At 60.4% G+C, this 20,387-nt stretch carries 22 protein-coding genes and 1 tRNA gene; 15 read left to right on the plus strand and 8 right to left on the minus strand.

The genetic code is table 11. The features are described 5' to 3' along the window. The first annotated feature begins 7 nt into the window (after window positions 1–7). From ABEB22_RS10990 to ABEB22_RS11000, 3 genes are read left to right on the plus strand one after another with little or no spacing between them, the layout of a single operon-like run. The gene (locus ABEB22_RS10990) at window positions 8–898 is read left to right on the plus strand and encodes an ABC transporter permease (protein ID WP_339112835.1); all 891 of its coding nucleotides are present in this window, start codon (window positions 8–10) and stop codon (window positions 896–898) included. Beyond that, window positions 895–1,701 carry an ABC transporter permease gene (locus ABEB22_RS10995; RefSeq protein ID WP_406870290.1) on the plus strand — a complete coding sequence of 269 codons (807 nt, stop codon included), beginning with the start codon at window positions 895–897 and terminating at the stop codon, window positions 1,699–1,701. The genes ABEB22_RS10990 and ABEB22_RS10995 overlap by 4 nt, the downstream gene beginning before the upstream one ends. Window positions 1,702–1,706: 5 nt before the next feature. Further along, window positions 1,707–2,801, plus strand: a complete 1,095-nt coding sequence (locus ABEB22_RS11000; RefSeq protein ID WP_406871146.1) for an ABC transporter ATP-binding protein — start codon at window positions 1,707–1,709, stop codon at window positions 2,799–2,801. Between the two features lie 155 nt (window positions 2,802–2,956). On the opposite strand, the gene typA is transcribed toward ABEB22_RS11000, so the two are convergent. The 4 genes from typA to ABEB22_RS11020 all read right to left on the minus strand — a co-directional run bounded on the left by typA (window position 2,957) and on the right by ABEB22_RS11020 (window position 6,624). Beyond that, complete coding sequence (typA, locus tag ABEB22_RS11005) at window positions 2,957–4,774, minus strand: translational GTPase TypA (RefSeq protein ID WP_339112833.1); 1,818 nt, start codon at window positions 4,772–4,774, stop codon at window positions 2,957–2,959. A 72-nt stretch (window positions 4,775–4,846) separates the two neighbouring features. Beyond that, window positions 4,847–5,179: an SMR family transporter gene (locus tag ABEB22_RS11010; RefSeq protein ID WP_339112832.1), complete on the minus strand. Its 333-nt coding sequence runs from the start codon at window positions 5,177–5,179 to the stop codon at window positions 4,847–4,849. Between the two features lie 53 nt (window positions 5,180–5,232). After that, on the minus strand, window positions 5,233–5,940 hold the full coding sequence (locus ABEB22_RS11015) for a YitT family protein (RefSeq protein ID WP_339112831.1): 708 nt from the start codon (window positions 5,938–5,940) through the stop codon (window positions 5,233–5,235). An 84-nt stretch (window positions 5,941–6,024) separates the two neighbouring features. Further along, window positions 6,025–6,624: a YitT family protein gene (locus ABEB22_RS11020; protein ID WP_339114516.1), complete on the minus strand. Its 600-nt coding sequence runs from the start codon at window positions 6,622–6,624 to the stop codon at window positions 6,025–6,027. Window positions 6,625–6,864: 240 nt separating this feature from the next. Here ABEB22_RS11020 and ABEB22_RS11025 point away from each other — a divergent pair, with 240 nt between their 5' ends. Next, window positions 6,865–7,185 (plus strand): hypothetical protein, encoded by a 321-nt coding sequence (locus ABEB22_RS11025; protein WP_339112830.1) that lies wholly within the window; start codon window positions 6,865–6,867, stop codon window positions 7,183–7,185. A 58-nt stretch (window positions 7,186–7,243) separates the two neighbouring features. Here ABEB22_RS11025 and ABEB22_RS11030 read toward each other — a convergent pair whose 3' ends face one another. The 4 genes from ABEB22_RS11030 to ABEB22_RS11045 all read right to left on the minus strand — a co-directional run bounded on the left by ABEB22_RS11030 (window position 7,244) and on the right by ABEB22_RS11045 (window position 10,420). Beyond that, window positions 7,244–8,452 carry an NADP-dependent isocitrate dehydrogenase gene (locus ABEB22_RS11030; RefSeq protein ID WP_339112829.1) on the minus strand — a complete coding sequence of 403 codons (1,209 nt, stop codon included), beginning with the start codon at window positions 8,450–8,452 and terminating at the stop codon, window positions 7,244–7,246. Window positions 8,453–8,701: 249 nt separating this feature from the next. After that, window positions 8,702–9,325, minus strand: a complete 624-nt coding sequence (locus ABEB22_RS11035) for an HD family hydrolase (protein ID WP_406870291.1) — start codon at window positions 9,323–9,325, stop codon at window positions 8,702–8,704. A 205-nt stretch (window positions 9,326–9,530) separates the two neighbouring features. Beyond that, window positions 9,531–9,761, minus strand: coding sequence for a hypothetical protein (locus ABEB22_RS11040; protein ID WP_339112827.1), 231 nt, complete (start codon window positions 9,759–9,761; stop codon window positions 9,531–9,533). Then, complete coding sequence (locus ABEB22_RS11045; RefSeq protein WP_339112826.1) at window positions 9,761–10,420, minus strand: alpha/beta hydrolase; 660 nt, start codon at window positions 10,418–10,420, stop codon at window positions 9,761–9,763. Before ABEB22_RS11045 ends, ABEB22_RS11040 begins: the two co-directional genes overlap by 1 nt. Window positions 10,421–10,716: 296 nt before the next feature. Here ABEB22_RS11045 and ABEB22_RS11050 point away from each other — a divergent pair, with 296 nt between their 5' ends. The 11 genes from ABEB22_RS11050 (at window position 10,717) to opgC (ending at window position 20,309) form a co-directional block, all read left to right on the plus strand. Continuing rightward, a complete protein-coding gene (locus ABEB22_RS11050; protein ID WP_339112825.1) occupies window positions 10,717–11,175 on the plus strand; it encodes an Rrf2 family transcriptional regulator in 459 nt (152 codons plus the stop codon). 142 nt (window positions 11,176–11,317) lie between these two features. Continuing rightward, the gene (locus ABEB22_RS11055; protein ID WP_406870292.1) at window positions 11,318–12,397 is read left to right on the plus strand and encodes a cysteine desulfurase family protein; all 1,080 of its coding nucleotides are present in this window, start codon (window positions 11,318–11,320) and stop codon (window positions 12,395–12,397) included. Between the two features lie 89 nt (window positions 12,398–12,486). Beyond that, window positions 12,487–14,001, plus strand: a complete 1,515-nt coding sequence (gene sufB, locus ABEB22_RS11060; RefSeq protein ID WP_339112823.1) for a Fe-S cluster assembly protein SufB — start codon at window positions 12,487–12,489, stop codon at window positions 13,999–14,001. Between the two features lie 18 nt (window positions 14,002–14,019). Next, entirely contained in the window at window positions 14,020–14,334 is a 315-nt protein-coding gene (locus ABEB22_RS11065) for a heavy metal-binding domain-containing protein (protein WP_339112822.1), read from the plus strand. 14 nt (window positions 14,335–14,348) lie between these two features. Then, the gene (gene sufC, locus ABEB22_RS11070) at window positions 14,349–15,122 is read left to right on the plus strand and encodes a Fe-S cluster assembly ATPase SufC (RefSeq protein WP_339112821.1); all 774 of its coding nucleotides are present in this window, start codon (window positions 14,349–14,351) and stop codon (window positions 15,120–15,122) included. Next, on the plus strand, window positions 15,122–16,432 hold the full coding sequence (locus tag ABEB22_RS11075) for a SufB/SufD family protein (protein ID WP_406870293.1): 1,311 nt from the start codon (window positions 15,122–15,124) through the stop codon (window positions 16,430–16,432). The genes sufC and ABEB22_RS11075 overlap by 1 nt, the downstream gene beginning before the upstream one ends. A 3-nt stretch (window positions 16,433–16,435) precedes the next feature. Further along, window positions 16,436–16,933, plus strand: a complete 498-nt coding sequence (locus ABEB22_RS11080; RefSeq protein WP_350936115.1) for a YIP1 family protein — start codon at window positions 16,436–16,438, stop codon at window positions 16,931–16,933. A 2-nt stretch (window positions 16,934–16,935) separates the two neighbouring features. After that, window positions 16,936–17,520 carry a YIP1 family protein gene (locus ABEB22_RS11085; protein WP_350936113.1) on the plus strand — a complete coding sequence of 195 codons (585 nt, stop codon included), beginning with the start codon at window positions 16,936–16,938 and terminating at the stop codon, window positions 17,518–17,520. A gap of 67 nt (window positions 17,521–17,587) precedes the next feature. After that, window positions 17,588–18,808: a cysteine desulfurase gene (locus tag ABEB22_RS11090; protein ID WP_350936111.1), complete on the plus strand. Its 1,221-nt coding sequence runs from the start codon at window positions 17,588–17,590 to the stop codon at window positions 18,806–18,808. 73 nt (window positions 18,809–18,881) lie between these two features. Then, a tRNA-Arg gene (locus tag ABEB22_RS11095) sits at window positions 18,882–18,958 on the plus strand. 178 nt (window positions 18,959–19,136) lie between these two features. Next, window positions 19,137–20,309, plus strand: a complete 1,173-nt coding sequence (gene opgC, locus ABEB22_RS11100) for an OpgC domain-containing protein (protein ID WP_406870294.1) — start codon at window positions 19,137–19,139, stop codon at window positions 20,307–20,309. Window positions 20,310–20,387: the final 78 nt, after the last annotated feature.

A 20,387-nucleotide genomic window follows, 5' to 3' on the forward strand; every position in this document is an offset into this window, starting at 1 on the left:
GGGAGAGATGGCGGCATCCTCATGGCGACGAAGCGAAACGGCGCAAGGGTATACCACCCTCAGCCCCGTCCTGATCTATGCGCTGGTTATGCTGGCAGCACCCTTGCTGACCATCTTTGCCTATTCCTTCTTCAAGGACGGCTATCTGACGATCATCCACGAGTTCACGTTGCAGAACTATATCGCGGTCTGGAAGGATCCGATCTTCCGTGCGATCCTGTTGCGCTCGATCATCGTGGCGCTCATCGTGACCGCGTTGACCGTTTGCACAGCGTTCCCGATCGCCTATTTCATCTCGTTCCACGTCTCGCCCGCGCGCAAGAGTTTCTGGCTCTTCCTGATCACCATTCCGTTCTGGACCTCCTATCTGATCCGGATTTTCGCGTGGAAAGTCATCATCGGCTATAATGGTGTGATCAATTCAGGCCTCGAGATGCTGGGTCTGATGGGGGACGGGCGGCTTTTCGAGGATCCGTTCCGTATGATGGGCACCGTGCCCGCCATCGCCGTAGCCTTGGCCCATGCCTATGCGCCTTTCGCCATCCTGCCGATCTTCGTGGCGCTCGAAAAGATCGACCGCTCGCTGCTGGAGGCCGGTCGCGATCTGGGCGAGGGCTATTTCAACAGCTTCCGCCGCATCACCCTGCCGCTGGCCATGCCCGGCGTCGTGGGGGCCGTGCTGGTGGTCTTCATCCCCGTTATCGGCGATTATGTAGCGCCCGAACTCATCGGGGGGGGGAAGCTTCCGATGGTGGCCAATCTCATCCAGGCCCAGATGCTGCCTCTCGATAACAAGCCGATGGGCTCCGCGATCACCATCTCGGCCATGGCGGTCGTGGCGCTGATTGCCGCGGCCTTCGTTCTGGCAAACCGGAAATATCTGCGAGGTCCCAAATGAAAGTCTCGGGGCTGAAACTCTATACGATCCTCTATCTCGTCTTTCTCTATGCGCCCATCGTGCTGCTGCCGGTCTTTGCCTTCAATAACGGCACCATCGTGGCCTTTCCGCTGACCGGCTTCACCACGCAATGGTTCAGCGATATGGCCGCCAATGACACGCTGCGCCGCGCGCTCTCGAATTCGCTGGTCATCGGGCTGTCGACGGCGGTGCTGTCGACGGTGCTGGGGCTCTTTGCCGCCCGCGCCACCACCCGCTACAAGTTCCGCGGCAAGGGCCCCGTGATGGGCTTCATCATGCTGCCGCTTGTGCTGCCCGAGATCATGATCGGCGGCTCGCTCCTGATCGTGCTTCTGGGGATGGGGGTGAAACTCTCGATCCTGACCGTGATCTTCGGCCATGTGCTGATTGCCACCCCCTATGCGGTAACGATCCTCTCCACCGCCTTCTCCTCGCTCGACCCCTCCTATGAGGAAGCCGCCTATGATCTGGGCGAGAGCAGATGGTCCACCTTCCGTCTGGTGACATTGCCCCTCGTGCTCCCCGGCATCATCTCCTCCATGCTGATCAGCTTCACCATCTCGATGGACGAGTTCATCATCGCCTTCTTCCTCGCGGGTAACGAGCCCACTCTGCCCACCTATATCTTCTCGCAGCTCCGCTTCCCGAAATCGGTGCCCGTCATTCTGGCGCTCGGCACCTGTCTCGTGGCGGCCTCCATCGTGCTGCTGACCATTGCCGAATATTTCCGACGCCGCGGGATCGCCAAGACCGGTGGCAAGGATCAGGGAGGTTTCCTGTGAACAAGTTGAAATCCGATGCGAAACCGATGATCGAGTTCCGCGATGTCCAGAAATACTATGGCGATTACCATGCGCTGCGCGGCATCAATGCGACCATCCGCGAAGGCGAGTTCTTCTCGCTTCTGGGGCCATCGGGCTGCGGCAAGACCACGCTCCTGCGCACCATCGCAGGCTTCGAGGATATCTCTTCGGGCGTGGTGATGATCGATGCCAAGGATATGGGCGATGTGCCCGCCAACCGTCGGCCCACCAATATGGTGTTCCAGTCCTATGCGATCTTCCCGCATCTGACGGTTGCCGAGAATGTGGCTTTCGGGCTGCGTCGCGATCCGCGCACCAAGCTCGAAAAAGCGAGGCTGGTCGAGGAAGCGCTCGCCATGGTGGGGCTCAAGGGCTATGGAAAACGGGCCGCTCACGCGCTCTCGGGCGGTCAGCGCCAGCGGGTGGCACTAGCGCGTGCCCTGATCCTCAAACCCAAGGTGCTGCTCCTCGATGAGCCCATGTCCGCGCTTGATCGCAAGATTCGCGAACAGATGCAGGTCGAGCTGATCAAACTGCAGCGCGAGCTGGGCATCACCTTCGTCCTCGTCACCCATGACCAGGAAGAAGCCCTCGTCATGTCCGACCGGATCGCAGTGATGTTCGAAGGCGAGATCGCCCAGCTCGACGATCCCGAAGAACTCTATCGCCGCCCCAAATCCCGCCGCGTCGCCGAATTCATCGGCGCGATGAATTTCCTGCCCGCCCATCTCGAGACGGAGGAGAATGGCCAGCTCAAAACAGTGGTGGCAGGGCTTGGCACCTGTATGCTGGCGCCCGATCAGGTCTCGTTTGCCCATGACGGGCAGGTCTCCGTTGGCTTCCGCCCCGAAACCATGACCGTTCTCTTCGATGGCCAGACAGCGTCGGGCCGCGAGGCTCCGGGCACCATCGAGGAAGTCGTCTATTACGGTGATATGACCTATTATGATGTGCGCCTCGACGGGGTCGAGCAGACCATCCGTCTCTCGATGCGCAATGTCTTCGGCCGTCCTGTTCTCGAGGTTGGAACCCGCGCGCGTATCGCCTGGAACGAGGGCGCCCTGATCCTTTTCCGGTAAGCGTCCCATAACCGGATGTAAAAGGCGCGCAGGGTCTTCCCGCGCGCCTTTTGTCGTTTCCAGCGTCCCCAAATATCCTCGGGGAGAATTTTTCGGCGCAGACGAAAAAGGGGGGCAGAGAGCCCCCCTTCCTCAAACAGTCGCTAGAATCCCGATCAGGATTCGCGCGAGGCGCGCTTACGCTCATGGGGATCCAGATGGACCTTGCGCAGACGGATCGCTTTCGGCGTCACTTCGACCAGCTCGTCATCATCGATATAGGCAATTGCCTCTTCGAGCGACATCCGCACCGGCGGGGTGAGGCGGACGGCTTCGTCGGTGCCCGAGGCACGAACGTTGGTCAGCTTCTTGCCCTTCAGCGGGTTCACTTCCAGATCATTATCACGCGAATGCTCGCCGATGATCATGCCGGTATAGACCGCTTCCTGCGCACCGATGAACAGCTTGCCGCGTTCTTCGAGGTTCCACAGGGCGTATGCCACCGAGGTGCCGTTTTCCATCGAGATCAACACACCCTGACGGCGGCCTTCGATGGCGCCCTTATAGGGGGTCCAGCTGTGGAACAGGCGGTTGAGCACGCCCGAGCCACGGGTATCGGTCAGGAACTCGCCCTGATAGCCGATCATCCCGCGCGAGGGAACGTGGGCTACAATGCGGGTCTTGCCACCTTCGGCAGGACGCATCTCGACCAGTTCGCCTTTACGGTAGCCGGTCAGCTTCTCGATCACGACGCCGGAATATTCGTCATCCACGTCGATGATGACTTCTTCGACCGGCTCCATGCGCACGCCGTCTTCCTCGCGGAAGATGACCTTCGGACGCGAGATCGACAGCTCGAACCCTTCGCGGCGCATATTCTCGATCAGAACGCCCATCTGGAGTTCGCCACGGCCCGATACCACAAAGGCCTCGCCACCGGGGGTGTCCTCGACGCGGATCGCGACATTGGTCTCGGCCTCTTTCATCAGGCGGTCACGAATGACGCGCGACTGGACCTTGGAGCCGTCCTTGCCTGCAAGCGGGCTGTCATTGATGCCGAAGGTCACCGAGATGGTCGGCGGGTCGATCGGCTTGGCCTGGATCGCCTCGTCGACTTCCAGCGCGCAGAGCGTGTCGGCCACAGTGGCTTTGGTCATGCCCGCGACGGTAACGATATCACCGGCCACGGCTTCGTCGATCGGCTGCTGGCTCAGGCCGCGGAAGGCGAGGATCTTGGTGCAGCGGAACTGCTCGATCTTGTCGCCCTTGCGCGAGAGCGCCTTGAGGCTGTCGCCCACTTTCAGCGTGCCGGATTCGATACGGCCGGTCAGGATGCGGCCGATGAAGTTATCGGCGGCCAGCGTGGTGGCCAGCATCGCGAAGGGCTCGTCTTTTTTGGCAACCTGCTTGGGGGCCTCGACATGCTTCACGATCAGGTTGAACAGCGCGCTCAGGTCTTTGCGCGGCCCGTCCAGCTCGTCATCGGCCCAGCCGCCGATACCGGAAGCGTAGACATGGGGGAAGTCGAGCTGCTCTTCGGACGCGCCGAGGTTGGCGAAGAGATCGAAGACCTCGTCAAGCGCGCGGTCCGGATCGGCGGCCGGCTTGTCGACTTTGTTGAGCACCACGATCGGCTTCAGACCGAGGGCGAGGGCCTTCGAGGTCACGAATTTGGTTTGCGGCATCGGGCCTTCGGCCGCGTCGACCAGAAGGCAGACACCGTCGACCATCGACAGGATTCGCTCCACCTCGCCACCGAAATCGGCGTGACCGGGCGTGTCGACGATATTGATGCGGGTGCCTTCCCACTCGACCGAGGTCGCCTTGGCGAGAATGGTGATCCCGCGCTCGCGTTCGATGTCGTTGCTGTCCATGGCGCGTTCTGCAACGGCCTGGTTTTCGCGGAATGCACCGGATTGTTTCAGAAGCTGGTCGACCAGGGTTGTCTTGCCGTGGTCAACGTGCGCGATGATCGCGATATTGCGAAGTTCCATAAGAAATCTTGCCTGCTAGGGAGGATTGCCCCTGCGCATAGTCCATTTGGGCCGGTCAATCCAGCCCTCAAGTCAATGAACCGCCGATTTAGACAGGAGATTGATCACCAGAACTCCTGCAATGATCAATCCGATGCCGCAAATCGCTGCAAAATCCAGCCGCTGTTTGAAGATCACGAGGCCGATGATGCTGGTCAGCACGATGCCGATGCCGGACCAGAGCGCATAGGTCAGCCCGAGGGGGAGGGTTTTGAGCACCTGTGTCAAAAGGAAGAAGGCGCCCGCAAAACCCGCGAGCACCCCGAGCGAGGGCCAGAGCCGCGAGAATTGCTGGCTGGCCTGTAAACAGGACGTTCCGAAGACTTCGAATAATACGGCCAGCAGCAACAGACCATAGGTTTTCATCTGGGGAACGCTCCGGCTTCACAGGAAATGGTTATTGGCCCGACCCTGACAGATCAGGTGACAACATACCAGTCCCGCCGGTGATTGAAGGCGATCACCGCATTGAGGACCACGGCGCCCAGAAGCGACCATGCAACCGCGCTCCATGGCAGAACGAAAAGCGCGATCACGAACAGGCACAGGTCATGAATGGTCTGCGTCCAGCCCGCCTTGAAGCCGAACCGGTCCTGCAGCACCAGCGCCACGATCGACACGCCCCCCAGAGAGCCCGAATGGCGGAATAGCCCCAGCAGCCCGACACCCGCGCTCACCCCGAAGAGAAGTCCCGCAACGGCAGGGTGGATCTGGTCCACATGCAGGAAGGGCTTGAGTGCCTCCGCCATCAGCGAGACCAGAGTCACCGACGCAAGGCTCTTGATGCAGAAGCTCACACCCCGCGCCTTGTAGGCGAAGGCATAGAAGGGGATGTTGATGGCAAAGAAGATCATCCCGAAGGTCAGACCCAGCCCGTGATCCTTCGCGATATAGGTCAGCAGGAGGGCAAGCCCCGCCGTGCCCCCGGTCATCAGACCCGCCGCACGCAGGAGGTGGATGCCAAGCGCGGCCTGCGCGCAGGCCACCAGCAGCCCCTGGATATCCTCGAAGCGGGTATAATGTTTTTCATCAGGATGGCGTGCGCCCTTGCGAGCAACCAAACGTTTGCGGCGTCCGGTCGGCGGGGGGCAACGCAGTTTGAGATCGGCATTAATGTCAGCACACATGACCTAATTATGCGCCGATCCGCGTAAAAATCAAGGCCGCTCGCGGCGGCCCTGACAGATTATCTGAGGATGCTTAATAAATCATCAGGTCGCGACATAACGATCGCGCCGGTGGTTGATGCCGATCACCATATTCATCACGACAGCGCCAAGGAAGGACCATGCCACGGTCTCCAGATCGCGCAGCGTCAGCGCCAGTGCGAAGACGGCCACATCGAACCCCATCTGGGTCCAGCCCGCGCGCAAGCCGGTCTTGTCTTGCAGGTAGAGCGCCACGATCCCGATGCCGCCAAGGCTCGATCCGTGCCGGAACAATGCCAGCAGTGCCGAGCCTGTGATCAGACCGAACAGGATCGCGCCCGCCGCCGGATGCAGAAGGTCGAAATGGACATAATGGGGAAGGACCGCCGTGGTCAGCGACAGCAGCGTGACCGCCGCCAGAGATTTCCACACGAAAGCCGGACCGATACGTTTCCAGCCCAGCCAGTAAAAGGGGATATTGATGAGGAAGAAGACGGCCCCGAAGGACCATCCGGTAGCATAGGAGATCAGCACCGCCATACCGGCGGTTTGCCCCGTTACGAAGCCCAGCGAGGTCAGGATCAGCAGGCCAAAACCGGCAACGATCCCGCCATAGGCAATGCCCTGAGCGTCATCGAGGGGGGTATGGGAGGGATTGGTCATAGAGGTCATGGTATATGCTGTAGCGCAGCCTGCGTCAGGCGCAAGATTTTCCATGCACTGCCCTGACAGATCCTGCTTTGTGCCACATTTTCGCCATGCGTTAATTTTAGTAAATAAATCATTAAGTGGTGACTGGGGGAATTAATGTCTGACTTATCAGTGTTTTGCCTTGGTATATTGATGTGTTGTCTTACGGTTGCATTTACGATTGTCCAGTTTCGTCTCGCCTTGGTGGACCGCGTGACGAGGCACAGGTTTGCACAGGCGCAGCGGGCGCTTGCGTGGCACGGGATCATCCAGATCGAACAGGAAGAGCGTTATTTGCGCCATTACGCGCTTCTGACGGTTCTGGAGGAGCAAGGGGTGAATTTGCGGGGGCCTGTGCCGCAGTGGGAGGACCTGAGCGAAGATATGCGCGAGGCGCTCCGGATCATGATTTTCGTGATCTATTTCGAGGGACCGAGCCAGCTCTATCTGCGCTTCCTTGCCCGCCGTCAGGACCGTGAAGCCCTGAACGAGATGCGCCACTACTGGCACGATCTGCAACTTATCGCTGCCTGACAGTTGCAGGTTGTGTCATGAAAAAGGCCGGGCGTGATGCCCGGCCTTTTTAGCTGGATCAGAACGCTTTGTTCAGGTTCTCGTCGACTTTCTCGAGGAAGCCCATCGTGGTGAGCCATTTCTGGTCGGGACCGACCAGCAGGGCGAGGTCTTTCGTCATGAAGCCCGACTCGACGGTTTCCACAACCACACGCTCGAGCGTCTCGGCGAAGGTCATCAGCTGCGCGTTATTGTCGAGTTTCGCGCGGTGCTTCAGGCCGCCGGTCCAAGCGTAGATCGAGGCGATGGAGTTGGTCGAGGTCTGCTCGCCGCGCTGGTGCTGGCGGTAGTGGCGCGTTACGGTGCCGTGGGCGGCTTCTGCCTCGACGATCTTCCCGTCCGGCGTCATCAGTTGCGAGGTCATCAGGCCCAGCGAGCCGAAGCCCTGTGCCACGGTGTCCGATTGCACGTCGCCATCGTAGTTCTTGCAGGCCCAGACGAACTTGCCCGACCATTTCATGGCCGATGCCACCATGTCGTCGATCAGACGGTGTTCGTACCAGATCTTGCGCTTCTTGAATTCTTCTTCGAATTCATTGGCGTAGACTTCTGCGAAGATATCCTTGAAGCGGCCGTCATAGGCTTTCAGGATGGTATTCTTGGTCGACAGATAGACCGGCCAGTTGAGCGACAGACCGTAGTTGAACGATGCCCGCGCGAAATCGTAGATCGAGCTGTCGAGGTTATACATCGCCTGATAAACGCCTGCCGAGGGCGCATCATAGACGACCTTCTCGATCACGGTGCCATCATCGCCGACATATTTCATCGTCAGCTGACCCTTGCCCGGGAAGGTGAAATCGGTCGCTTTATACTGGTCGCCGAAAGCATGGCGGCCCACCACGATCGGGTCGGTCCAGCCCGGCACAAGGCGCGGCACATTGCGGCAGATGATCGGCTGGCGGAACACCACGCCGCCCAGAATGTTGCGGATCGTGCCATTGGGCGATTTCCACATTTTCTTGAGGCCGAATTCCTCGACGCGCGCCTCGTCAGGGGTGATGGTTGCGCATTTCACGCCAACGCCCACCTCTTTGATTTTATTGGCGGCATCGATGGTGATCTGGTCATCGGTGCGGTCACGCTCCTCGATGCCGAGGTCGTAATACAGCAGATCGACATCCAGGTAGGGTTCGATCAGTTTCTTCTTGATGAAATCCCAGATGATCCGGGTCATCTCGTCGCCGTCGAGTTCGACGATCGGATTCTCTACCTTGATCTTGGACATATGAACCCCTTCCTAGGCTATATTTGAGTCGGGACAGGCTTCATCTAGCGCAAAAATCCCGTGATGACCAGAGTTTGTATGCAGTAGTATACGACGGTATTCACAAAAAGCCGCAGTCTGGCACGAGCATGCCGCGCAAGGGCGTCCTGCGATAGGCCGATCAATAGCGGGCGAGTGCAAAGATAAGGTTTCGAAATGGCGTCGGCTAAAAAATAACCTGCTTCCGGGGAGAAGCAGGCGGCAGAGCGGTCAGACGCGGCGGTTATCCTGGAACCACGGGAAGATGCGGGCTTTGATCGCTTCCCAGACACCGGGAATGCCGCGGTTGATCTTGCAGCCCACGCGGTCTTCGAGCTGGGTCCATGTGACCTTGTATTCGCGCCATGATCCGCCACCTGATTGCAGATTCAGCATCACCGGCTGCGCACGGTCGAGCGATTTGGCATAGATCGCCGTCGGTGTCTCATTGGCCTCGAATTCGCGCCATGTGGCAAGGAAATCCTCGGCCATATCTGCAGGCAGGAGGCCGAAGATACGCTCCGCTGCGCGATCTTCTGCCGCGGCGATCTCGGCGCTGTCATGGGCCTTGCCGCCCGCCGAGTGGATCGGCACATCACCCACATCGATCTCCACGATATCATGCAGCAGCAGCATCTTGATCGCACGCACGGGATCCACCTCGGGGGCGGCCTGATCGGCCATCACCAGCGCCCAGAGGGCCAGCGACCAGCTATGCTCGGCGGAATTCTCGAAACGGGAATCATCCATGACAGGGGTCGCGCGGACAACACCTTTCAGCTTCTCGGCCTCGGCCAGAAAGGCCAGTTGCCGGTCGAGCCGTTGGGTGGAGGCGGTGTCTGCGGTCTGGGTCATGAGCCTGTTCCTTTCGTCCCGGCGGACAGGAAGGGCACCCCGGACTGCGCCGAGATCAGCCGGCATACCGCAGAGGGTATGGGGGTGCCGGGGCCGGTGCTAAGCCAGCTCTCGGTCTAGGCGTAACGGGTTTGCGATGAAGTGACCAGAGCCTAGGCACGCGCAGGGCTGCACAACGCGCCCGACCGCACAGCACGTCGAGGGGTCAGCCTGCGTCTTTGAGCGCCTTGATCCGGCGCGCGAGGAACTCGTCGCCGCGCAGGGCCGCCATATGTAGGCGGCAGGCGGTGAGGAAGGCTTCCTCGAGAGAAGGTGAGGAGGTGCCGATATGGGCGGCGACCTCCTGATAGAGGCGATCGGCCGCGGGGCCGATCTCCTTCTGGGCCTGCATGCAATCGAAGGCCAGCTTTTCGGCCAGATCTTCGATCAGCGCCATTAGCGGGTATTCTCCGTCAGGCGGCGCTTCACATAGGACTGGACCGTATCGATCATCGGCTTCATATGCGCCTCGTCATCCTTGAAGAAGTGATCGGCACCTGCGATCTCTTCATGGGTGACGGTGATGCCCTTCTGCTCGCCAAGCTTGCCAACCAGAGTCGCGGTGTCTTTCGGCGGCGCCACGCGGTCGGCGGTGCCATTGATGATCAGACCCGAGGAGGGGCAGGGCGCGAGGAAGCTGAAATCATACATATTCGCGGGCGGGGCCACCGAGACAAAGCCGGTGATCTCAGGGCGGCGCATCAGCAGCTGCATGCCGATCCAGGCACCGAAGCTGAAGCCCGCAACCCAGCAATGCTTGGAATTTGGGTTCTGCGATTGCAGGTAATCGAGCGCCGAGGCGGCATCCGACAGCTCGCCGATGCCCTGGTCGTATTCGCCCTGGCTACGGCCGACGCCGCGGAAGTTGAAACGCAGAACGGTGAAGCCCAGCTTGTGGAAGGCGTAATGCAGGTTGTAGACGACGCGGTTGTTCATCGTGCCGCCGAATTGCGGATCGGGATGCAGGACAATGGCAATCGGCGCGTCAGGGGCGGCCTGCGGGTGGTAGCGGCCTTCTAGGCGACCTTCAGGGCCGGGGAATATGACTTCGGGCATCGGTTCTCGTCTGCTCTTGCAAGGGCACTATCCGGGAAGAGGGCAGCGCTTGACGCGCAACCTGCATCTCCCTTAGGCAGGGCCATCCCGGCACAATGCCGGATCTACGGGTGGAACCGAAGTAAGGGGAGCGGGGCGCAAGGTCAATGGTTCTTGCGGTTTTTGCCCTCGATTGGCGGGTGACATCCGGCAAACTTCGCGTAAATTTGCCGCGATTCGGCGCGCCCTGTGATAGGGTCGTGTCTCATGAACGGGTCTGCGGCTGCGGGCTCACGAAAAAAGCTGGAGGAAGCTGCATGAAACTATCGACCAAAGGGCGTTATGCAATGGTGGCATTGTCGTCTCTGGCTTTGTCGGGCGCCAATGGTCGGGTCTCTCTGTCCCAGCTTTCGGAAGCCGAGGATATCTCGCTGGCCTATCTCGAGCAGATCTTCGTGCGCCTGCGCCGGGCGGGGCTTGTGCAATCGGTGCGCGGTCCGGGCGGCGGCTACCAGCTGGCGCGGCCGGCAGCGGAGATCCGCGTGAGCGAGATTTTCGAGGCGGTGGACGAGAAGGTTTCGGCCATGCATGTGGGTGCGGGTGCCTCTGGCGGCAAATCCGGCACGCGGGCGCAATCGATGTCGAACCGCCTGTGGGAAAGCCTTTCGGCGCAGGTCTTCGTTTTCCTGCACCAGACTACGCTGCAAGATGTGATCGGCAACGGCCTGAAGCCTTGCCCCGCCGTGCCGTCGCTCTTCTCGGTGGTGGACGACTGACAGTCTGGCGGTTCTGTGCACTAAACGCGTAACCTGAGTCTATCGCTCGGGTTATTGTCTTTTGGGCAGTCTGCGCCTATGTCCCGACGCGAGACCGCGTCCTGCCGGATAAAGGGCGTTCGGAGGGGAAGGATACGATCAGATGCAACGGCTCTATCTCGACTGGAACGCAACCACGCCACTTCGCGCCGAGGCGAAGGCCGCGATGATCGAGGCCATGGACATCGTGGGCAATCCATCCTCGGTGCATATGGAGGGCCGCGCGGCGAAATCCCTTATGGAGAAATGCCGTGCGCAGATCGCCTCGGCCATCGGTGCGGACGGGCAGGATATCGTGTTCACCTCCGGCACGACCGAGGCCTCGGCGCTGGTCCATGCGGGGCGCGACATCCATTGTGCCGCGATCGAACATGATGCCGTAACCGCTTGGTGTGACCCCGATCGTCCGGTCGATGGCTATGGCCGTGTGACGGTTGCGACCCCTCAACGCAGCAGCCTGCAAATCGCCAATTCCGAAACCGGCGTGATCCAGACCTTGCCCGAGGGGCTGTGGTCCACCGATCTGACGCAGGGTTTCGGGAAGATCCCTCTGGCTTTCAACTGGATGGGGGCTACCTGCGGATTGATCTCGGCGCATAAGCTGGGCGGCCCGAAAGGCATAGGTGCTGTTGTGCTGAAACAGGGCACCGATCTGTCTTCGGCGCTCAAAGGCGGCGGTCAGGAAATGGGTCGCCGCGCAGGAACAGAAAATCTGATCGGTATCGCCGGATTTTCTGCTGCATCCGAGGCCGCGATGAGGGATCTGGCCAATGGCGTCTGGGAAGAAGTGGCCGAATTTAGAAATATTCTAAAAAAGGCACTGGCAGAGGCCGTCGAAGATGTCTATTTTCCGGGCTATGACGTAGCCCCCGCAGGCACGGCGGCAGGAGAGGCTCCGGCGCTATTGCCCAACACTCTTTCGGTCATCAGTCCTGCTTGGAAAGGCGAGACACAGGTGATGCGGATGGATCTTGCGGGGTTTGCGGTTTCTGCCGGATCGGCCTGTTCATCGGGTAAGGTCCGGGCCTCGGGCGTATTGCGCGCTATGGGGTGGGGCGAGGATCTGGCGGGATGTGCGATGCGCCTCTCGCTCGGGCCGGGGATCACGCACGAGGCAATCGACCGCTTCGTGGAGGCCTGGGCCAAAGCGCGACGCAAGCACGGTGAGAAGCTTCGCGCATAATTATAAAACGTCCGGTGGATCGGCTGACGATCCTGCGGACTTCGGGAAACGGTCGCGCCGGACGTGACCAGAGCTATAGGGAATGACACGTGGCAGACGAGTTGCAAATCCGCGAAGGCGTCGACCGCGAGACGGTTGAAGCGGTCCAGAACATGGAGTCGTATAAATACGGCTGGAATACTGAGATCGAGATGGAATACGCCCCCAAGGGCGTCAACGAAGATATCGTCCGCCTGATCTCCGAGAAGAACGAAGAGCCCGAATGGATGACCGAATGGCGTCTTCAGGCCTTCGCGCGCTGGAAAGAGATGGAAGAACCCGATTGGGCGCTTCTCAACGTGCCGGAAATCGATTTTCAGGACCAGTATTATTACGCGCGTCCGAAGTCGATGGAAACCAAGCCGAAATCGCTCGACGAGGTCGATCCGAAGCTGCTGGCGACCTATGAGAAACTCGGCATCCCGCTGAAGGAACAAATGATCCTCGCGGGTGTGGAAGGTGCCGAAGACTACGATCCGAACAAGCGTCAGGTTGCCGTGGATGCGGTCTTCGACTCCGTGTCTGTGGGCACCACCTTCAAGGAGAAGCTGCGCGAAGCGGGCGTGATTTTCTGCTCGATCTCGGAAGCGATCAAGGAACACCCCGAGCTGGTGAAGAAATATATCGGCTCGGTCGTGCCGCAGACCGATAACTACTACGCTACGCTCAACTCGGCCGTCTTCTCGGATGGGTCGTTCGTCTATATCCCGCCGGGGGTTCGCTGCCCGATGGAGCTGTCGACCTATTTCCGCATCAACGCGGAAAACACGGGGCAGTTCGAACGGACGCTGATCATCGCGGATAAAGGGTCCTATGTGTCCTATCTCGAGGGCTGCACCGCCCCTAAACGCGATACTGCCCAGCTGCACGCGGCTGTGGTCGAGATCGTGATCGAGGAAGATGCCGAGGTCAAATATTCGACCGTGCAGAACTGGTTCCCGGGCGACGAAGAGGGCCGTGGCGGTATCTATAACTTCGTGACCAAGCGCGCCGATTGCCGTGGTGATCGCGCCAAGGTCATGTGGACGCAGGTTGAAACCGGCTCCGCGATCACCTGGAAATACCCGTCCTGCATCCTGCGCGGCGAGGAATCCTCGGGCGAGTTCTACTCGATCGCGATCGCCAATAACTACCAGCAGGCCGATACCGGCACCAAGATGATCCATCTCGGAAAAAACACGCGCTCGCGGATCGTGTCCAAGGGCATCTCGGCTGGCAAGGCGCAGAACACCTATCGTGGTCTTGTGTCGATGCACCCGAAGGCGGCCAATTCGCGCAACTATACGCAATGTGACAGCCTGCTGATCGGCTCCGAATGCGGGGCGCATACCGTGCCCTATATCGAGGTCAAGAATAACACGAGCCGCGTCGAGCACGAGGCCACCACCTCCAAGGTCGATGACGACCAGCTGTTCTACTGCCGCGCCCGTGGCATGGACGAGGAAGAGGCGGTCGCTCTGGTGGTGAACGGATTCTGCCGCGAGGTGCTGCAGGCCCTGCCGATGGAATTCGCCATGGAAGCGCAATCGCTGGTGGCGATCTCGCTCGAAGGCTCGGTTGGCTAATATCAGGGGAGAACGCGCATGATTGTCACCACCACGGCCAATATCGAGGGCCATAAGATTACCCGCTATCACGGCATCGTCGTGGGCGAGGCGATCATGGGGGCTAATGTTGTGCGCGATTTCTTCGCCCAGATCACGGATATCGTGGGCGGCCGTTCGGGCGCCTATGAGGCCAAGCTCGCCGATGCGCGGGAGGTGGCCTTCAAAGAACTTCAAGAGCGCGCTCTGGCCATGGGCGCAAACGCAATCGTTGGCGTCGATCTCGATTACGAGGTCGTCGCGGATTCGATGTTGATGGTGTCGGCCTCCGGCACGGCAGTCACCATCGACTGAACAGGAAAAAGACTATGCTAGAGATCAAGAACCTGCACGCGGAACTGGAAGAGGGTGGCAAGAAGATCCTCAAGGGCGTGAACCTGACCATCGAAACCGGCAAGGTCCATGCGATCATGGGTCCGAACGGTTCGGGCAAATCGACGCTCTCCTATGTGCTGTCGGGCCGTGACGGCTATGCGGTCACCGAGGGCTCGGCGACGCTGGATGGCAACGACCTGCTGGAGCAGGAACCCGAAGAGCGCGCCGCCGAAGGCCTGTTCCTCGCCTTCCAATATCCGGTCGAGATCCCGGGCGTGGGGAACATGACCTTCCTACGCACTGCCGTGAACGCGCAGCGTAAAGCGCGCGGCGAGGCCGAATATTCCGCAGGCGAATTCCTGAAGGTCGTGCGTGAGAAGGCGAAATCGCTGAAGATCGACGCCGAGATGCTTAAGCGTCCGGTCAATGTGGGTTTCTCGGGCGGTGAGAAAAAGCGCAACGAGATCCTGCAGATGGCGATGCTCGAGCCCAAGATGTGCATCCTCGACGAGACCGATTCCGGTCTGGACGTGGACGCGATGAAGTTGGTGTCTGAGGGCGTGAACGCGCTGCGTTCGGAAGGCCGGTCCTTCCTCGTGATCACCCACTACCAGCGTCTTCTGGACCATATCAAACCCGATGTCGTGCATATCATGGCGGCGGGCCGTATCATCAAGACCGGTGGCCCCGAGCTGGCGCTGGAAGTCGAGAAGAACGGCTATTCCGACCTGCTGAAAGAGCACGGGATCTCGGAGGTGATGGCGTAATGGCAACCGCAAAAGAACGCAATCTGGCGCTCAAAGCGGATGCTCTGGACGCCCGTCTGGCCGCGATGGACCTGCCCAAGGGCGGGTTCACGGCAGCCGCCCGTGCCGATGCTTTGGCACGTCTGAAGGCCATGGGCCTTCCGGGGCGCCGTGACGAATACTGGCGCTGGACCAACCCGACCGCGCTGAACGCGCCCGAGGCGCCCGAGGCCGCGATCTTCAACCCCAAGGACGAGCGCGCAAATTTCGACACGTTCGAACGCGTGCGTCTGGTCTTTGTCGATGGCGTCTTCAGCGAGGACCTGTCGGATGATCTGGTCAATACGGGCGTCGAGATCTCGCGTCTGGCAGAGGCCGATGCCGCAGACATCCATTGGGCGCAATCGCTTTATGGCAAGCTGGAAGCCGACGGCCAGAAACCCGTTGACCGCCCCTATGCCGCGCTGAATACGGCGGCGGCAACGGATGGTCTTCTGATCAAGGTAACCGGTCAGGCCGCCAAGCCCGTGCATATCGACTATCTCCACGAGGACACCACCTCGGATGCGATCCTGCATCATGTGGTGAAACTCGAGGAAGGTGCCGAGATCACGCTTCTCGAAAGCGGAGCAGCGGCGGCGCGCTTCAATATCGTGACCGAGGTCGATGTGGCCAAGGGGGCGAAATTCCACCATATCCGTGTGCAGGGCCGCTCGCAGGAGCGTTTGGCCAACACGCATATCTTCACCCGTGTGGGGGAGGAGGCGCTCTTCAAGTCCTTCACCATGACCTCCAACGGTCAGCTGACGCGCAATGAATGCGTGATCGATATCGTGGGTGATAACGCGATGGCGCATGTCGCCGGTGCGGCTGTGGGGGATGGTCAAAAGGGGCCGTTCCATCATGATGACACCGTCTTCATCACCCATGGCGCGCTGAACGGCGAAAGCCGTCAGGTGTTCAAGAAAGTGCTGAAAAACGGCGCGCAAGGCATCTTCCAGGGCAAGATCTTGGTGAAGGAAGGCGCGCAGAAGACCGATGGCTACCAGATCAGCCAGTCGCTGCTTCTGGACGGCGACAGCCAGTTCCTCGCCAAGCCGGAACTCGAGATCTATGCCGATGACGTGGCCTGCTCGCATGGCTCGACCACCGGCGCGATCGACGAGACAGCGCTCTTCTACCTGCGCTCGCGCGGGGTTCCGAAGGGCACGGCCGTGAACCTGCTGGTGCTGAGCTTCATGGCCGATGCTGTCGAGGAGATCGAGGATGAGGCACTGCGCGACGATGTATTGTCGCGTCTCGAGGGCTGGCTGGCACGCCACGCCTCCTGATCGATGTCTGCGCTTACGGATATCCTGAGAACCTATCGCGCACCCCGTCAGGTGGTGCGCGATCATCTGTCTCATGCGGCCTCCGAACCGCGTGCGCTGACCTTCCTGCTTTCGGCGCTGATCCTCGTGTTTATCGCGCAATGGCCCGGACTGTCGCGCTTTGCCTTCCATAACCCGCAAGTGCCGCTTCCGGCGCTGATGCTGGGGCAGGCGTTGGGGCTGCTGCTGGCGGCGCCCATCCTCTATCTGGTGGCGCTTGTCGCACAGGGCGTGGCAAAACTCCTGGGCGGGCAGGGCACGGGCTATGGCTCGAGGATCGCCCTCTTCTGGGCACTTCTTGCCTCGGCACCGCTCCTTCTCTTGCGCGGGCTGGTCACTGGCTTTATTGGCATGGGTCATCAGGCGAATGTGATCAGTGCGCTGACCTTCATCGCCTTTCTTATCTTCTGGATCTCGGGATTGCGCGCAGCCTTTTTCGAGACGGGCGCAAAGCGGAGCTAATCTTGGAACAGTTCAACCTTAAATCCGCCATCCTGAACACGCTGACCCAGCCGCAGGCCGTGGCCCGCGCGCTGATCGAGTGGAACCCGCCGACGCAGGCGCGCTGGCTGGGACTTGCTGTGGTGGTGGTGCTCTCGGCCTGTCTGGGGCTTGCGGGGCAGGTGATCGCCTCGGCCATGATCCCCGATACCGAGGAGCTGAACTTCAACCCGATCCCGCTGATCGTGCTGCAAGCGATCATCCTCGTCTATGCGGCGGCGGCGATGACCTTTGTCGGACGACTGGGCAATGGCGTGGGCAATTTCCGTGACGCGCTCCTGCTGATGAGCTGGGCCGAATTTGTCATGGTTATCCTGCAGATCGTGCAACTGGTGCTGGTTGTGGTTGCGCCGGCGACGCTCGGGGTGACAACGATCCTCCTGCTGTTCCTGATGTTCTATCTTGTGGTCAATTTCGCGGCGGCCCTGCACGGGTTCCGCAATCTGGCCGTGGTGGCCATCGGCACCATCATCACCTTCTTCGCCTCGGCGTTTGCCGCCGGCCTGATCCTGATGATCCTTGGCGTAATGCCGTCACCTTCGGCCTGACCTGACCGTTCCGGCGGGCCTTTCGGGCCCGCCTCAATTCTTTCCTTCCCGCGCTCTGGGGGCCAATATGTTCGATGTCGAAACGATCCGCGCCGATTTTCCGATCCTGTCGCGTCAGGTAAACGGCAAGCCGCTCGTCTATCTGGACAATGGCGCCTCGGCGCAAAAGCCGCGTGTGGTGATCGACGCGATGACGCGGATGTATGAGGAAGACTATTCCAACGTCCATCGCGGGCTGCATACGCTCTCCAATATCTCGACCGAGAAATACGAAGGCGTGCGGGGCATCATCGCGCGCTTCCTGAATGCGCCGGACGAGCACGAGATCATCTTTACCACCGGCTCGACCGAGGGGATCAATCTCGTCTCCTACGCCTGGGCCGCGCCGCGCCTGCAGGCGGGTGACGAGATCGTGCTCTCGGTGCTGGAGCACCATGCCAATATCGTGCCGTGGCACTTCCTGCGCGAGCGTCAGGGCGTCGTGCTGAAATGGGTCGAGCCCGAGCCCGATGGCTCGCTGCCCGCCGAGAAGGTGCTCGAGGCGATCGGCCCGAAAACCAAACTCGTCGCGGTCACCCATATGTCCAATGTGCTGGGCACGCTGGTGGATGTGGCCGCAATCTCCAAGGGTGCACGCGAGAAGGGCGTGCCGGTGCTGGTCGATGGCTCGCAGGCCGCGGTGCATATGCCGGTCGATGTGTCGGCTATCGGCTGCGATTTCTACGCGATCACGGGCCATAAGCTCTACGGGCCCTCGGGGTCGGGGGCGATCTGGATCTCCAAGGAGCGTCAGGCCGAGATGCGGCCTTTCCTTGGCGGTGGCGATATGATCGACACCGTGACCCGCGACACCGTCACCTACCATAGCGCGCCGATGAAGTTCGAGGCGGGCACCCCGGGCATCGTGCAGCAATATGGTCTGGGCGTGGCGCTCGAATATATGATGTCGATCGGCATGGCGAATATCGAGGCCCATGAGCAGGACCTGCGCGCCTATACGGCCGAGAAATTGCAGGGGCTGAATTGGCTCAACCTGCAGGGCCTTCCGCCCGAGGGTGGGGCGATCTTCTCGATGACGCTCAATGGTCCTGCCCATCCCCATGACATGTCGACGATTCTCGACAAGCGTGGCGTGGCCGTGCGGGCGGGTAGCCATTGCGCGATGCCCTTGATGCAGCATCTGGGGGTGACCGCCACCGCGCGGGCATCTTTTGCGATGTATAACACGCGGGCCGAGGCCGATGCGCTGGTCTCGGCGCTGGAGCTGTGCCACGATCTGCTTGGTTGAAGGCGAATAATTGCGACGGGCAGTCGGTTTGCCCGTTGCGCAGCTTTTATGCCTCCGGTATAGGAGGCGCTAGGCACCCATAGCTCAGCTGGATAGAGCGCTGCCCTCCGAAGGCAGAGGCCAGAGGTTCGAATCCTCTTGGGTGCGCCACTTCTCCCATTTCTCTCCCGCCCGTTTTCAGGGCAGTTCTTCGCCGGATCGTGTTTCTGGCGTTTTGGATGCCCATTATTTTTGCTGGGTTTCGTTATGCAACCTATCGTTGTTTATCTTTTGTAAACTTCTCTTAATCTGGCATGTGGCGCTGCTTATTCCAGATAGGATGTTTGCAATGAGATTTCAGATAATTGACGGCTTTCGCGGCTTTTTCCTCTTTTTCATGGTCTGGATGCACTCGGCTGCGGTGTTCCATTCCGATCTGCATTACATCTCGCACCATAGCCTCGGCTGGGTCGAGGATGCGCAGGGCTTCGTGTTTTTCTCGGGGCTGGTGATCGGCCTCGTCTTCATGAAACGGCTGGTGAAGAGCGGAGAGCGCGGCCTCTGGGCATTGGTGCGCAAGCGCGTCAAAACGATCTATATCGCCCATCTTCTGGTGCTGGTGGCGGCTTTTGTGGCGCTGTGGGTCGCGGGCGCCGACACACGGACGGATATGTTCACATATTTCGCGCAGGCACCTTTCGGGAATGTCCTCGCGGGGGTCTTTCTCATGGGCCGGATCACCTATGCCGATATCCTGCCGATGTATCTGGTCTTCATCCTCTTCACGCCTGCAGCTCTCTATCTGGTGCTCGAGGGTAGGACGATGCTGTTACTGGCAATCTGCTTCGCGCTCTGGGGCGGGGCGCAGACGGGGGTGGTCGAGTTCTTCTGGCGCAAGCTCGGGGATGTCTCGGGCCTGACCGAGGACGGCGTAAGGCTCGGGATTTTCTTCAACCGCTTCGCATGGCAGGCACTTTATTTCGGCGGGCTGGCCATCGGCGCCAATATGGCGCTGGGGCGCTTCGATCCGGCCATGTTCAAAGACCCCAAATGGCGTCCCGTCGCGATGGTCTGCCTGATGCTTGCGGGGCTGTTTGCGGGATGTGATCTGCTCCAGACCATCATGGGTCTCGAAGCCGAGCAGGAGCGCAATATCCTCGATGCGGTCTATGTTGCCAATTTCCTCGCCGATCTGGGGATCATGACATGGCTGCTGACCGCAGGTCTGAGCGACGGCGATGCCGTGCTCAGGACGGTGGCCCATGCGTTCAGGCGCCTCTTCACATGGCGTCCGCTGGTCTTTCTCGGGCGCCATAGCCTGCAGGTTTATGCGTGGCATGCCATAGGCCTATGGCTACTTGCGCTGGCGGTCGGGCCGACCGAAGCGCTAAGCCAGCTGGACCGCGCGATACTGGTGGTGGCAATGTCGGCGACGCTCTGGCCGGTGGCCTGGCTGAATGCGCGCTGGCAGTCTTTCAGGGCGATGCGGCGGGCAGGCGGTCAATCCGTCCCTGCCGAGTGATCGCCGGAGGCCCCCTGTTGCGGGTGCGAAAATGCTTGCGATAGGGGAAAAGCCCGATTAGGTCAGCGCGGGCCTTCT

Origin of the sequence: Thioclava sp. 'Guangxiensis', from assembly GCF_045348365.1 — a bacterium.
GTDB classification, from domain to species: domain Bacteria; phylum Pseudomonadota; class Alphaproteobacteria; order Rhodobacterales; family Rhodobacteraceae; genus Thioclava; species Thioclava kandeliae.